Below are 13,962 nucleotides of genomic sequence, written 5' to 3'. Positions count from 1 at the left end.
GTTCCATTTGGAAGGGTTACTTCTACGGTTGAGCCTTCTTCAGCTGTACCAGTAATACTAGTAGCACCTGCCTTAACTGCATTTACAGTTGGTGCTACTGGAGGTGTAACGTCTGCCTGACTGACAGTTTGTGCTGGGGTCAATTTAGCTGTCGAACCATTTGAGTAGGTTAGTGTTGTTGTACCATCGGTTCCTACTTCAACCTTAGTTGCACTTGGGTTCGCTGTTTCTACTGCTTTCTTAACTGCATCTTTTTCTGGTTGAGTTAGGCTTGATGGATTTTTAACTGGTGTTACTGCAGGTGCTGTTGCTTCAATTTTGAATACTGAGTCTGCTGGAATGACATCTGTACTTCCATCTTTATAAGTCACCTTAACATTAGTACCATCTACAGAAACACTTTCAATCTTATCGCTGAAAGTTGGGTTCGCATCTTTAACAGCTTTTTCAAGGACACTCGCTTCTGGAACAGTATTTGATTTAATCGGTGTTGATGGAGCTACTGCAGTATATTTGAATGACTGTGGTTTCCACATAAAACGGATACGCCCAAGTTGTCCTGGTGTAGTCGCATCACCAACATGTTCATAACCTGTATTACCCGCCGCATCTTCAGCAAAGAGGTAACGAGTGAATTGTCCACTACTTTCTGTGTAAGTGTTTTTAGGAACTTCACCAGTTACGCGAACGATAGCTGGAGTTGACTCTGTAGCAGTAGTTTCTACATGAATACCTTCAGTCTTAAGATACAAACCACCTTTAGTTCTACCGTTTAAGAAGGTAGTGTCTTCTGCACCAAGCCCACTGCGGTTATCTTGTGGTAAAGCTAGATAAGCTTTTACAATCTTACCTGAATTATCAGTTACCTTTAGCTCAATATTATTTTCTTCACCAGAGTAAACATAAATGGCTTGTGTCGCAGGATCATCATATGGAATGTGTAAGGTCGGACGAACTGTCTCTTTTACAGTAACTTTAGTTGGAGTTGATGTGTTTTTAGCTACATCTGTTGCTGTAACACTAATTTGATCATCAGCATTCAAAGCTGGAACTGGAATTGAAAACTCACCATTTTCTCCAGCTTTTGCAGAGGATTTTTGTCCATCTTGAAGGGTTACTTCTACTGTCGAACCTGCTTCGGCTGTACCTGTGATGGCTGTAGCACCTGCCTTAACTGGGTTCACAGTTGGGGCTGCTGGGGCCGTTTTATCTGGTACCGTTACTGATGTCGGTGTTGACTTGTTACCAGCGTCATCTGTCGCAGTCACAGATACGGTGTCGCCTTCCTTCAAGGCACTTACTGGAACACTGTAGCTTCCATCTTGGTCGGCTTTCGCGGATACTTTAGACCCACCTGGAAGAGTTACTTCTACGGTTGAGCCTGCTTCGGCTGTACCCGTTACCGCTGTAGCGCCTGCTGTAACTGAATTTACAGTTGGGGCTGCTGGTGGTGTGGTATCTTTTACTTTAAATACATAAGTCAACAATTGACCACCTGGAGTTAGGGTAACTGTGTTGTTTTCTTTAATGTATGAAGGAGCCTTGCTAGAATCAATTTCTTTCAGTGTATACCCTTTAGCTTCAACTGCTGCAATCTTTTTGTCTTGAGTGCTCAGATTAATAACTTCATTTTCGTCACCTGGAATCGCACTACTTGCTTCGATTTCTTGACCACTTTCATCAACAAATTTCATGTGGACGATTTGTGGCGCTGTAAACTCAAATTTTTCAATCTGAACACGTTGCAAGTTTGTACCAGAACCTGTACTTCCGACAAATGAGAGGGCATAGGTAGCATTTCTAGCAGTCAAAGCATTCTTGGCTTCATTTGTCATACTACGGCTAGATTTATCAAGTTTTGTTGTCCAAGTTTGGCTACCGTATGTTACCGTGAATTCTTTTTTAGTTCCATTATAGTTAATCTTGAAATCAACCCATTGTCCATTTGGTGCTGGATTTAAAGGTTTCATCTCTGTAATAGAATTTACTCTTCCTTGATTGTTTGATGAATAAAACGCACCGAACGCATGATTCGTATCTCCACGGTTGTATGAAGGATCTGCCATTGATTTGATTTCAGGTTTTGGAGTACCTTTATTCCACCATGAGTCAAGTTTGAAACCAAAAGCTGCATTAATTCCACCCATACCGATTGATGCACCAGAAAGACCTAGTTGACTTTGCTTACCTGTATGGAAGACGAAACCGACTCCGTCACCACCAGCACGACCATCCACTTCGTGTCCTTCATATTTATTACCAATATCTACTTTACCAGTGAAAGAGAAATCTTGGCTAGGATCGATTTTAAAACGTAGGTAGGCATTACCAGCCTGTCCTGATACATCTTCTGTCAACTTAATAGTTCCTGAAGATTTTTCATAACTTGCAGTTCCACCTTCTTGGAAGAAACTTTCAAAGTTTTCCTTGGTTACGATAGCACGAGCAAGGTTAGTTTCATCAATTGAACGAGTTGTTCCTTCAGTAGTCGCACGTCTGCTTCTTACTTTAGGAGTTGCTGAAGATTCTGTAGTTGCTTCCGATGTTTTCTCAATTGCTGCTTCAGTAACTTCCTTCACACTTGCCACTGCTTGAGTCAAACGTTCAACACTTTGGTTGATTTGATCTTGGCTTGCTGAACCGTTCGCAACTAATGCTTCTGCTTCTGCAATTGCAGCTGCTACTTCAGCTTTAACTGAAGCTTCTTGACCATCCAAGTTTTTAGCTTTAGCTTGTGTCAAAACAGCTTCTAGTTGAGATTTGTCAGCTGAAACGACAGTTGTTGCTGAATTTGCTTCTACTGCTTCAGTCGCAACTGGGCTAGTTGCAGCTGGTGCCGCATAGGTCGTCGCCTCTGCAGTAGGTTCATTTTGTGTTGCTGAATTTGTAGCTTCTGTCTTAGCTTCTACACTGTCAGCGTGAACCGTTGGAGTAGCTAGTGTAGCTCCAACCGCAAAGACTAGCGAACAACCAAACAAGAAATGTTTTCCTTTTTTGATCATACGCCAATTCTTTTGTTCTGCATTTTTACGATTAAAACACATATTTATTTCTCCTTTTGTGTTTATGTAGTATTATAAATACAATTTTATTATAATCTTTTTACTTAAATAAATCAAATTTATTCTTTAGATTTCTTTCAGTTTATTACATTCCAAATATATACATATAAGTTTTTATAATATCTAAATACAGTTTTTCTCTATTTTGTTAGTTTTTTTCTTAAAAACTTGATGTTCTTTTAAAATCAAAAAGAGCAGAAATTTTAACTACACAAACATATATATTGTATGTTTTGTTAGAAACTCTTCCTTATCCTCCTAGAATACGTTGATTAGCTGCTAGAATTCCAAATTTATACACGGGCTTAGATATTTCTTAAGCAGCCTGCTAACAAAAAAGAGCAATTTTATTTTATAGTAAAATGAAATAAAATCTGAACAAATTGACTAGGGAAATCAAATCAATTTCTATCCATATTTTAGAAGCAACAGTGTACTATTCAATATTCAATCTACTATAACGGAGTATGAAAATATAGTGGATTGAAATAAGATATGAACAAATCGATTAGGAAAGTCAAAATAATTTTTAAAAATGTTTTAGAATTCGTAGCGTACTATTCTAAGTTCAATCTACTATAGAATCCATAGCCTACTATTCTGGATTCAATCCACTGTACAAAAAAGATACATGGTAAAAATAGTATTACAAGAAAAAACGCATACTATCAAGACTTTAAAAGTCTTGATAGTATGCGTTTAATGTTGGAGAGCGCTATTGGCCTTTCTTTTCAAATCAACCTTTGGACTACCCTCGCCATTTTTTACTTTTATTTTACTTCAAATCCTTCTGCGACTGCATCCGCAAAGTTTTCTTCTACGATACTTGCACAGTGGTCACAGATGGTTGCGTGGTAGCAACGTTCTGCTGTACTTGGATCAATACGGCGGCAACGATCACAAACTTCACCAGCTGCACGTTCTACAGTGAAAGCTACATCTTCAAAGGCTACTGCACCTTCTGGAGCTGCACCTTCTGCGATAGTCAATTCTGAGACAATCAAAAGTTGAGCAACATTGCTATCAACAGCTCCAAGAAGAGTTCTCACAACTTCGTTTGGATAAACTGTCAAATGAGCTTCAAGGGATTTACCGATGACTTTGGCATTACGAGCTTCTTCCAAGGCTTTTTGAGCTTGACCACGGAAGTCCATAAAGGCTGCCCATGTGTCCAAGATTTCCTCTTGATTAGCAAATGTTTGAGCTTCTGGCAATTCTGACAATTGAACAAAGTCTTCTGCTTCAAACTCAAGATATGACCAGATTTCTTCCGCAGTGTGAGGAAGGATTGGTGTCAAGAGTTTAGTGATTTTCACCAGGATGTCATAGAAGACAGTCTGCATTTGACGGCGTTCCAATGATTTGGCACCTTCGATGTAAACAACATCTTTGGCAAAATCAAGGTAGAAGGCAGACAAATCAACGTTGATAAAGTTCACTAGGGCTTTATAGATTGTCAAGAATTCAAAGTCAGCATAAGCATCACGAATTGTTTTCACAAGCTGGTTAAAGCGGATGGTCATGTACTTATCAACTGAACGAAGTTCTTCGTAAGAAACTGTATCCTCAGCTGGATTAAAGTCAGATGTGTTAGCAATCAAGAAACGAAGAGTGTTACGGATCTTACGGTAAGTTTCAGAAACTTGGCTCAAGATATCCATTGAGATACGCACGTCATTGCTTGAGTCAACACTTGTTACCCAGAGACGCAAGATTTCCGCACCAAATTGTTTCTCAACATCGCTTGGAGCAATGGTATTTCCAAGAGATTTAGACATCTTTTCACCTTTACCGTCAAGGGCAAATCCTTGTGACAAGATTTGTTTGTATGGTGCCACACCATGGTTGGCAACAGATGTGATAAGAGAAGAGTTGAACCAACCACGGTATTGGTCTGAACCTTCAAGGTAGAGGTCAGCTGGGTATTTGAGTTCTGGACGGTTAACCACGACACCATTCCATGATGAACCTGAGTCAAACCATACGTCCATGATGTCAGTTTCTTTCTTGAACTCTCCATTTGGTGAACCTGGATGTGTAAATCCTTCTGGTAATAGGTCTTTAGCATCACGTTCCCACCAGATGATTGAACCATGCTCTTCAAAGAGTTGAGCTACATGTTCAATCGTTTCAGCTGTCATGATTGGTGTGCCATCTTCTGCGTAGAAGATTGGAAGAGGAACTCCCCAAGCACGTTGACGAGAGATAACCCAGTCACCACGGTCACGGATCATGTTGTAAAGACGGACTTTACCCCATTCTGAATGGAATTTCACTTTTTCGATTTCATCTAAAATATCTTGACGGAATTTTGATACTGAAGCAAACCATTGTGGAACTGCACGCCAGATGATTGGTTTTTTCGTACGCCAGTCAAATGGGTATGAGTGAGAGATTTCTTCTTGAGCAAGAAGTAAATCACCAAGTTTTTCGATAACCGTTGGAACAACCTTATCATAGAATTGGCCTTCAAACTCAGCACCAGCATTAGCCATCATAAGCCCGCGTTCGTTAACTGTCACAGCAACTTCAAGTCCGTTAGCAATACCAACATTATAGTCGTCCTCACCAAAACCAGGAGCTGTATGGACGATACCAGTACCTGAGTCTGTTGTAACGTGTTCACCAAGAATAACAAGTTCATCTACTGCAGTATCCCATGGGTGCTCTGTCACGATGTGGTTCAATTCTGAACCACGGTAAGTAGCCAAAACTTGAACATCCGTCCAACCAAATTTTTCAGACAAGCTGTTCAACAATTCAGCAGCAACCACAAACTTACGGGCTTCACCAGCAGGTTGAACCAAAACGTAATCAATATCCGCACCAACAGTCAAACCACGAGAAGCAGTGATAGTAAATGGAGTTGTTGTCCAAACAACGATATAAGTATCAGTGTCTAGGACACCTTTGCCATCTTTGACTTTGTTGGCATAGTAAAGAGAAGTTGATACCAAGTCATGGTATTCAATTTCCGCTTCAGCAAGAGCTGACTCAGATGACCAAGACCAGTAAACTGGCTTGGCACCACGGTAGATGTAGCCCTTGTTAGCCATCTCACCGAAAACACGGATTTGCGCTGCTTCATAGTCAGGGGTCAAAGTTACATATGGATTTTCCCAGTCACCAGACACACCTAAACGTTTGAAGTCTTCGCGTTGTTTATCTACTTGAGAAAGAGCGTATTCACGGCAAAGTTTCAAGTATTCAACCAAATCCATCTCTTTGCGTTTGACACCTTGTTTTGCCAAGACTTGCTCGATTGGCAGACCATGTGTATCCCAACCTGGGATGTATGGCGCGTAGAATCCTGACATAGACTTAGAACGAACAATGATATCTTTTGAAATCTTGTTCATAGCATGACCAACGTGGATATTTCCGTTAGCGTACGGAGGCCCATCATGAAGAGTGAAGTGAGGTTTCCCTTCATTCAACTCTTGACGACGTTGGTAGAGTTTTGCTTCTTCCCACTCTTTTTGCCAGACTGGCTCTTTTGTAGGAAGGCCTGCACGCATTGGGAAGTCAGTTTTCCCAAGATTTAAAGTTTCTTTGAGTTTCATGATATCTCCTTTTTTATATAGGCAAAATAAAAACCACGACTCGCTAAAAAGGACGAAAATCGTGGTACCACCTTTGTTCGGAAAAAGAACTAGTCTTTCTCCCTCTTTTCCCGTAACGTGGGCAACGTCAAATCCTACTAACTTCAGACTTGATAACTTGAGAGGATAATCTCATCAACAGGGATTGTAGGACTTTCACCATCTCCTACTCGCTGGAAATATGTTTGATTAGATCTTGTTCTCAGATTTTACAATTATAAATGTTGAGAAATTGTTATTCTGAATCCTCTTTAGACTCAGAACTCATTTCATTATTTACTAACGAAGATAAGTCAGATAAAGTTGATTCATCCTGTGCTTCCATCAATTCACGATTAGTTGCTTCTATACGTGCTTGGAGCTCAGCAACCTCTTCAGGTGAAAACTGACGAGTCAAATCATTGGCTTCCTCCTCATGAAATGCTGAAATATTTTCCCCCAAAGCCTCTCTAACCACCTCTTTAAAGACTTCATCACTAGTTTGTAAATAAGTTGCTGTTGGACGTAAAATTTCTTCCCAATCAGATGAATCAACGATGGCCAATTGACTTTCAATTGTAGATTTCAAGCGTTGATGGAAGACGCGACTCTTATTCTTCAGTTCTTCTGTCTCAATCGCAACCTTCTTAGCATTATCAGTTGCTTGACGTAAAATTTCATTTGCCTTGTACTTAGCTTCATCAAGCAAACGTTGTGATTCCTGTTCAGCATGATGAATGATATTATGAGAGCGTTCAGTAGCTGCTTGTTTAACTCGCTCAGCAGTATCTTGAGCAATTAAAACAGACTGACTCAATGAATCTTTCATCTCATCAAAATAAGACAAACGCTCTTCTAAATTTCTAATTTGTTGCTCTTTATCATGGTTACTTCGAACCAATGTTTCATAGTCTCGAACTACAATATCGAGAAATTCATCAACTTCTTCAGGATCAAAACCTCTAAACTTAGTACTAAAGCTTTTATCCTTAATCTCTAACGATGTAATTGGCATATTTTCCCCTCACTTACTTAATAATAATTGTATTGTCAATTTCTTCTTATCCCTTTTTGTCTGACCATTTTCTCTCAGAACACTAATCCTTCCAAAACGTCTGACACTTACTAAATCACCAATTTTAACTTGATAATCAGATTTTTCAACCAGATGGTAATTTACCTGAACATATTTTCTTTCTAATAAATCAGCTGTCTGAGAGCGAGACAATTTCAGAACATTTGACAAGAAAGCATCCAAGCGCATACTCGGAACTAAAACTTCCTTTTCCTGATAATCACTCTCGGCTTCTACCAATTCTTCAAAGGATTTGACTTCAAGTTTGACAGGCAATCGAGCAATCTTTTGAATCCCATCCTGAAAGAGAGAAGTGAATTTCCGGTCCACAATGATTTGAGCTCTATTTTCCGTTACCAATATATCACCAAATAACTTGCGATCGATTCCCAGACGATTCAGAACAGTTCCTAAAATCTTGGAATGAGTCAATTGGTCAAACTTGCTAGAATAAACAATCTCAAGCAAGTCCATTTCAAAATCCGTCAAAGTCGGTATGAAATAATCTGGTGCAAGTAGTACACGACTATACTCGCTAGCTACAAAATCATTGCTAGAAAAAACTTTAATCCCTTGATGATTGCCCAATGTCTTTAAAATAAAGACCTGATGGGGGTTGATAAAGGGAGTTAAGATGGGAGCGTAGTGCTCCTCAACCTGCCTGAGCCACTCCAAACCTTTATCAATAAAAGGAATATCCTCGACTGAAAAATGCTGATAGATATCTTTTCTCATGCTAGTATTAAAAGAAAACGGATCAGATAGTTTCCAAGTAAATGAACTAAAACGACGGCCACCCAAACTGAAAAATCTAAACCACCAATACTCAGCGGCAGACGTCTCAAGGGTTGAAGAATTGGTTTGACTAAATTAGTCAACAAACGACCTGCTCTAGTCTCATAGGCATTTGGAAACCAGGATAAGAGAGCAAACGCTACAAGTATCATAGAATAGATATCTGTAGCGTTTTGAATAAAGCGAACTAGAAATATCATTATCTCACTCGTTTTCTCTTCATATCGAAATCAAACTCTTCACCATGAGTTCCCTCTGGCAAACGAATATCTTCGATGTTAACCACAACTCCTACCGGTGTCAAAAGGTACATGGTATTTGCAACCTTTCTTAACTCACCAGCAAGTACATGACGAGCTCCATCTAAATAGTCTAGACAACGACGCGCTTGTACTTCAGTCATGTATTGGAAATCGATTAAAATACTTTCATTACCTGCTAGTAAATCAACGATATCCGTTGCATCTTCGTAGCGACGAGGATAACGAACATCAATGGTTACCTTTTCTGTACTACGATGACTCTTCATCGCTAATTCTTGCTGACGAGCATGAAGGCGCGTAATATTTTTTTCCTTTGAATTCACTTGTGAAGGCTGGGGAAGTTGTTGAGCTTGTGGAAGTTCTTCCATGGGGGCAGAAACTGATGTTAGCGTTTTTTCAGGCTTTAATTCAGCAACGTTTGGTGCCACTTCTTCTCCATCTTCAGTGAAATAATCTATAAACTTTTCAAATTTATTTTTTAGTGACATGGTTATTTCCTACTTAAAAAATGCTGTGCCGATTCGAACGAAAGTTGAACCACATTGAATCGCTTCTTTGAAGTCTCGACTCATACCCATACTTAGTTCTGTCATCGGCATATTGGGGAGATGTTTTTCTTGAATGTTTTTTTGCAATTCTTGCGTTTCTTTAAATATCTCTAGTAACTCTTGACTAGTTGCTTCAAATGGAGCCATGGTCATCAGTCCCACATACTCAATCTGGTCTAATTCTGAAAGTTCTGGTAAGAGGGCTAACAATTCTTCTTTCGAAAAACCGTGCTTGCTCTCTTCCTTAGAAATATTTACTTGCAAAAAGCACTTAATCTTGTGGTCTGCTCGTTTTTGAATTTCCTGAGCTAGCTTTAAGGAATCTAAAGCATGAAAATAATCCACATAAGAAATCACTTCCTTGACTTTACGTCTCTGTAAGGTTCCAATCAAATGCCAGGTAAGATTCTTATCACTTAGAGCATGATACTTGTCAAGAAATTTATCAACACGGTTCTCACCAATGTGTTGCACTCCTTGCGAAACCAAAGCTGAGGCTGTTTCAACATCTACATATTTGGTCACCGCAATCACAGAAACCGAGTCGTTTTCACGACCAGCTTCCTGAACTGCATTCGATATCTGTTGAAAAACAAGGTTCGTATTTTCTTTTAAATTCATCTTCATTAACGATTTTTAAAGAATGGTGGAGTTTCCAACTCATCTTCATCTGTTGCGGCTGGAACCTCAAAACGTTCTACAGGAGAAACAACTGGATCTCCTTGGCGAACAATGGCATCACGTCTCAAGTCCCAGTCACCAAAGGCTGATGTCTTTGGAGCTTCTGGGCGACGATGACTTGGAGTTGGTAACTCTACTGTATCAGCCATATCAAAATTGCGATCATATGCATGTGTATGGCTAGTTCTAGCAGGTTCACGGTAGGCTGCTTGGCGTGGTTGAGCAGTTACAACTTTCTCCACTTTATCTTGACGTACTCCTGTCGCAACAACAGTCACGCGGATTTCGTCTTTCATAGTCTCATCAATAGATGTTCCAAGCCAGATGTTAACACCATGACCAGCTGCTTGGTTAACAATTTCTGATGCTTCTTCAGCTTCAATCAAAGTCAAGTCCAAACCACCAGTTACGTTAACGATAACATCCTCAGCACCATCGATAGTTGTTTCGAGAAGTGGTGAGTAGATTGCTTTACGAGCAGCTTCTACAACACGTTCTTCACCGCTACCGATACCAATACCCATAAGGGCATTTCCTTTGTTAGCCATAACAGTCTTAACGTCTGCAAAGTCCAAGTTGATCAAACCAGGACTTGTAATCAAATCTGTAATCCCTTGTACACCTTGACGAAGAACGTTATCTGCTTCACTCAATGCTTCAAGAAGTGGAGTCTTCTTGTCAACGATTTCTAGCAAGTTGTTGTTTGAGATAATCAAGAGTGTATCAACATGCTCACGAAGTTCGTTAATCCCTTCGATAGCAAATTGTCCACGTTTGCTTCCTTCAAAGCCAAACGGACGAGTTACAACACCGACTGTCAAAGCACCAAGACTTTTTGCAATACGAGCGATAACTGGTGCAGCACCTGTACCAGAACCACCACCCATACCAGCAGTGATGAAGACCATATCAGCACCGCTGATCGCTTCTGTCAATACTTCTTCGCTTTCTTCTGCAGCTTTACGACCAACTTCAGGTTGACCTCCTGCACCAAGTCCACGAGTCAATTTAGGGCCGAGCTGGATAACTGTCTCAGCTTTTGTACTGCTCAAAGCCTGTACATCTGTGTTGGCTGCGATAAATTCAACGCCAGAAACGCCTTCGTCAACCATACGGTTGATGGCATTCCCACCACCACCGCCGACACCGATTACTTTAATTACTGCACCTTGTGCTGCTGCTGTATCAAATGAAAATGTCATATTTATATTCCTCTATTTTATTCGTCAAACATGCTTCCAATCAAGCTACGGAAACGATCTGTTAATTTACCTTTGCTCTTTTCTTCTGATTGAAGAGGAGCTACTGGTTCAACAGATTGGTTTGTTTCAGGCTCAGGTGTTGTCACTGTATTAAATACTGGTCGTGGAGAAACAGGTGAAACAGGTTGAGCTGAACTTCTAAAGTCAAGTGGCTGGTGGCTTAAAGTATGTTCACCTCGAATTGCTCGCTGAGCTAGAACATTCACTTCAGTAAGGCTTCCAGCGAATTCTGACAAGCTAATGACATGGGCAAAAGCAGGATTGCGAATCCCAACTTGATTTGGTACGAATAACTTAACACGGACTCCAAATACTTCTTGGGCCAATTCAACGACACCTGGAAGGAGGGCATTCCCACCAATCAAAGCAATACCTCCTGGCAAGTCTAATAGGTGACGTCTTTCCAAATCTTGCTTAATTTGCTCAAAAATGTGCTTAAGTCTTGCCGAAATAATCTCAGCCAAGTATTCTTCAGTCACTTCAACTGGTTCAACTTCACCGATCACTTCAACTTGGAAAGTTTCCTTGCTAGCTAGCGGTGGATAAGCTTCACCATAGTTCAATTTTAGACCTTCTGCAATTTTCTTAGAAGTCTTAAGAACTTTTGAAATGTCTTTTGTGACATAATCGCCACCCTCTTGGTTGACATTTGTATATTGAAGTTCTTGGTTGCGAATAGTGGCAACCGTCGTTTGGCCACCACCCATATCGATAACAGTCGCACCAAACTCACGTTCACCTTCATTCAAGACAGAGTGAACCATTGCAAGAGGTGAAATAATCACGTTATCAACTTGAATGCCTACACGCTCTACAGTTTTACGAAGATTATGGAGAATCGTACGTGGGCCAGTGTACAAGAGACCGCGCATTTCCAAACGCACACCCATCATCCCGCGAGGATCACGAATTCCTTGGAATCCATCTACGACAAATTCCTCTGGAATAAAGGTGATAACTTCACGGTCTGGAGTCATACTTTTAGTCAAAGCTGATTTAACTACATTTTCAACATCTTGATCTGTAATTTCTCTTGTATTTGATGTCACCGGAATCATGCCCTGAGTTGGCTCAACTTGTAGCAAATTAGCTGGCAAACCAACGTTTACAGACTTGATTGAAATCCCTGCTTTTTCTTCTGCTTGAGAAATTGCAGACTTAATAGCAGTCGCTGCTGCTTCGATGTCAACGATAATCCCATCTTTGACACCTTTACTTTTGGCATTACTTACGCCAATTACATTTACTTCACCATTTACAAGCTCTGCAACCAACACTTTAATAGAGCTAGTTCCGATATCTAAGCCTGTAAAAAAACCATTCCTAGTCATTACACTGCGTCCTCTCTATCTTACCAGTTTCACACTTCTATTTTTAATAGCTACACCAAGGCATAACTACTCACAGAATATTATAACACAAAAAATACATTCGTGCTCGAATTTTCTAACATTTACGCAAGCTTTTTCTTGGAGGTAATTTCTCAAAGTAACTTCCACTTGGTTAGCCGTAACCGCCTAATAATGAAGTATATTGAAAAATCTCCAGACTAGAGAATTCACTGATAGTTCCTAATCTGGAGATTTCTTATTTGCACTTTTCTTGTACAACTTTAGTCCATGGTAAATAAGCCTCTAAAACCTCTTTGTTTACGAGAATTTCCTCGTTTGGAAGACATTCTAGAAGATAGGATAGATATTTCTCGCTATTTAATTGGTGACGTTTAGCTGTTTCCAACAAGCTCATAATAATAGCTGCTGCTTTAGCTCCTTCAAAACTTTGAGAAAACAACCACCCTCGCTGTTTAAACCTGACAATCAGGGCAAATGCACTTTTCTAGTTAATGATGAAATTCTTCTGAATCAAATTGGGCAAGAAGAGCTTGGCGTTTACCTTTAGATTTCTTACGTTTGTAGGTAATCTCCTCTGTTTCAACTGGGAACATCTCCATCTTCCTCAGATGGAACCTCTTCCTCAAAAAGGTTGAGTTGTCCAGAAAGGCAAACACTTTTCTCAGAGAGATTTTCCATAGAGCTTTTGCGTCAGATAAGCCACTTGTTCACGAAGAAGGGCAAGTTCATTGGTGAGACTATCAATTGTCGCACTCTGTTGTTGAATGATTTTCAATAATTCTCCCATAGACTTTCCTCCTTATTTTCTAACTTTATTCTACCGAAAAGAAAGTCCTAATTTCAATAGAAATCACGACTTTCTGATGGATTTATTTTTGGAGTAATAGAAAAGCCCTTCATCAGCCAATCTACTTGTTCAGGTGTTAGAGCTTTGACATCCTTTTCTGTACTTGGCCAAGTCAGTTTTCTGTTCTCAAAGCGTTTATAAAGTAGCCAAAATCCTTGACCATCCCAGTAAAGGGCTTTAAAGCGGTCTTTACGTCCACCACAAAAGAGAAAGACTTGACCTGAGAAAGGGTCCAATTCAAAGTGAGTTTTAACTACATAGGCTAAGGAGTCTATTCCCTGCCTCATATCTGTCTTGCCACAAACAAGGTAAACTTGACCTAAATCGTTTAATTGAATCATCATAGTACAGTACCTTTCCTCCGATAACTATTTTTATCTAGTATACTGGAAGTTTGGGAAGTAGGATAGATACCTTGTTATGACGCGCTTACGGTTAGCCAAAGTGGAAGTTAGTTTAAAACGGATTTTCATCGCTCTGAATATAAAAATGGAGA

General features: G+C 40.0%; 10 protein-coding genes and 2 pseudogenes. All 12 read right to left on the bottom strand.

Annotation, left to right across the window (positions count from 1 at the left end; all coding sequences use genetic code 11):
• A partial coding sequence (locus tag O3611_RS08705) for an Ig-like domain-containing protein (RefSeq protein ID WP_371608387.1) occupies nucleotides 1-3,044 on the bottom strand: 3,044 nt, incomplete at its 3' end.
• Nucleotides 3,045-3,832: 788 nt separating this feature from the next.
• Nucleotides 3,833-6,625 (bottom strand): isoleucine--tRNA ligase, encoded by a 2,793-nt coding sequence (gene ileS, locus O3611_RS08700; protein WP_371608386.1) that lies wholly within the window; start codon nucleotides 6,623-6,625, stop codon nucleotides 3,833-3,835.
• 274 nt (nucleotides 6,626-6,899) lie between these two features.
• Nucleotides 6,900-7,658, bottom strand: coding sequence for a DivIVA domain-containing protein (locus tag O3611_RS08695; RefSeq protein ID WP_075231300.1), 759 nt, complete (start codon nucleotides 7,656-7,658; stop codon nucleotides 6,900-6,902).
• Between the two features lie 9 nt (nucleotides 7,659-7,667).
• On the bottom strand, nucleotides 7,668-8,453 hold the full coding sequence (locus O3611_RS08690) for an RNA-binding protein (protein WP_371608385.1): 786 nt from the start codon (nucleotides 8,451-8,453) through the stop codon (nucleotides 7,668-7,670).
• The gene (locus O3611_RS08685) at nucleotides 8,450-8,713 is read right to left on the bottom strand and encodes a YggT family protein (RefSeq protein WP_248035607.1); all 264 of its coding nucleotides are present in this window, start codon (nucleotides 8,711-8,713) and stop codon (nucleotides 8,450-8,452) included. The genes O3611_RS08690 and O3611_RS08685 overlap by 4 nt, the downstream gene beginning before the upstream one ends.
• The gene (locus tag O3611_RS08680; protein WP_075231297.1) at nucleotides 8,713-9,264 is read right to left on the bottom strand and encodes a cell division protein SepF; all 552 of its coding nucleotides are present in this window, start codon (nucleotides 9,262-9,264) and stop codon (nucleotides 8,713-8,715) included. The genes O3611_RS08685 and O3611_RS08680 overlap by 1 nt, the downstream gene beginning before the upstream one ends.
• Nucleotides 9,265-9,273: 9 nt before the next feature.
• On the bottom strand, nucleotides 9,274-9,945 hold the full coding sequence (locus tag O3611_RS08675; protein ID WP_248035604.1) for a YggS family pyridoxal phosphate-dependent enzyme: 672 nt from the start codon (nucleotides 9,943-9,945) through the stop codon (nucleotides 9,274-9,276).
• A 5-nt stretch (nucleotides 9,946-9,950) separates the two neighbouring features.
• Nucleotides 9,951-11,207, bottom strand: coding sequence for a cell division protein FtsZ (gene ftsZ, locus O3611_RS08670; protein WP_371608384.1), 1,257 nt, complete (start codon nucleotides 11,205-11,207; stop codon nucleotides 9,951-9,953).
• Between the two features lie 17 nt (nucleotides 11,208-11,224).
• Nucleotides 11,225-12,598 (bottom strand): cell division protein FtsA, encoded by a 1,374-nt coding sequence (ftsA, locus tag O3611_RS08665; protein WP_371608383.1) that lies wholly within the window; start codon nucleotides 12,596-12,598, stop codon nucleotides 11,225-11,227.
• 256 nt (nucleotides 12,599-12,854) lie between these two features.
• A pseudogene (locus O3611_RS08660) lies at nucleotides 12,855-13,070 on the bottom strand (transposase domain-containing protein); the annotation flags it as partial.
• Between the two features lie 128 nt (nucleotides 13,071-13,198).
• A pseudogene (locus O3611_RS08655) lies at nucleotides 13,199-13,406 on the bottom strand (transposase).
• Nucleotides 13,407-13,459: 53 nt separating this feature from the next.
• Nucleotides 13,460-13,810: an IS66 family insertion sequence element accessory protein TnpB gene (tnpB, locus tag O3611_RS08650; RefSeq protein ID WP_371608382.1), complete on the bottom strand. Its 351-nt coding sequence runs from the start codon at nucleotides 13,808-13,810 to the stop codon at nucleotides 13,460-13,462.
• Nucleotides 13,811-13,962 lie beyond the last annotated feature (152 nt).

Source organism: Streptococcus sp. 27098_8_91 (assembly GCF_041432385.1).
GTDB lineage: Bacteria > Bacillota > Bacilli > Lactobacillales > Streptococcaceae > Streptococcus.
This window is presented reverse-complemented; position numbering and strand designations above follow the sequence as displayed.

Coding starts and splice junctions, on each gene's coding strand:
- ileS (WP_371608386.1), bottom strand. CDS start 6,625: ATGAAACTCAAAGAAACTTTAAATCTTGGGAAAACTGACTTCCCAATG.
- O3611_RS08680 (WP_075231297.1), bottom strand. CDS start 9,264: ATGTCACTAAAAAATAAATTTGAAAAGTTTATAGATTATTTCACTGAA.
- ftsA (WP_371608383.1), bottom strand. CDS start 12,598: ATGACTAGGAATGGTTTTTTTACAGGCTTAGATATCGGAACTAGCTCT.
- O3611_RS08685 (WP_248035607.1), bottom strand. CDS start 8,713: ATGATATTTCTAGTTCGCTTTATTCAAAACGCTACAGATATCTATTCT.
- O3611_RS08675 (WP_248035604.1), bottom strand. CDS start 9,945: ATGAATTTAAAAGAAAATACGAACCTTGTTTTTCAACAGATATCGAAT.
- O3611_RS08690 (WP_371608385.1), bottom strand. CDS start 8,453: ATGAGAAAAGATATCTATCAGCATTTTTCAGTCGAGGATATTCCTTTT.
- O3611_RS08695 (WP_075231300.1), bottom strand. CDS start 7,658: ATGCCAATTACATCGTTAGAGATTAAGGATAAAAGCTTTAGTACTAAG.
- ftsZ (WP_371608384.1), bottom strand. CDS start 11,207: ATGACATTTTCATTTGATACAGCAGCAGCACAAGGTGCAGTAATTAAA.
- tnpB (WP_371608382.1), bottom strand. CDS start 13,810: ATGATGATTCAATTAAACGATTTAGGTCAAGTTTACCTTGTTTGTGGC.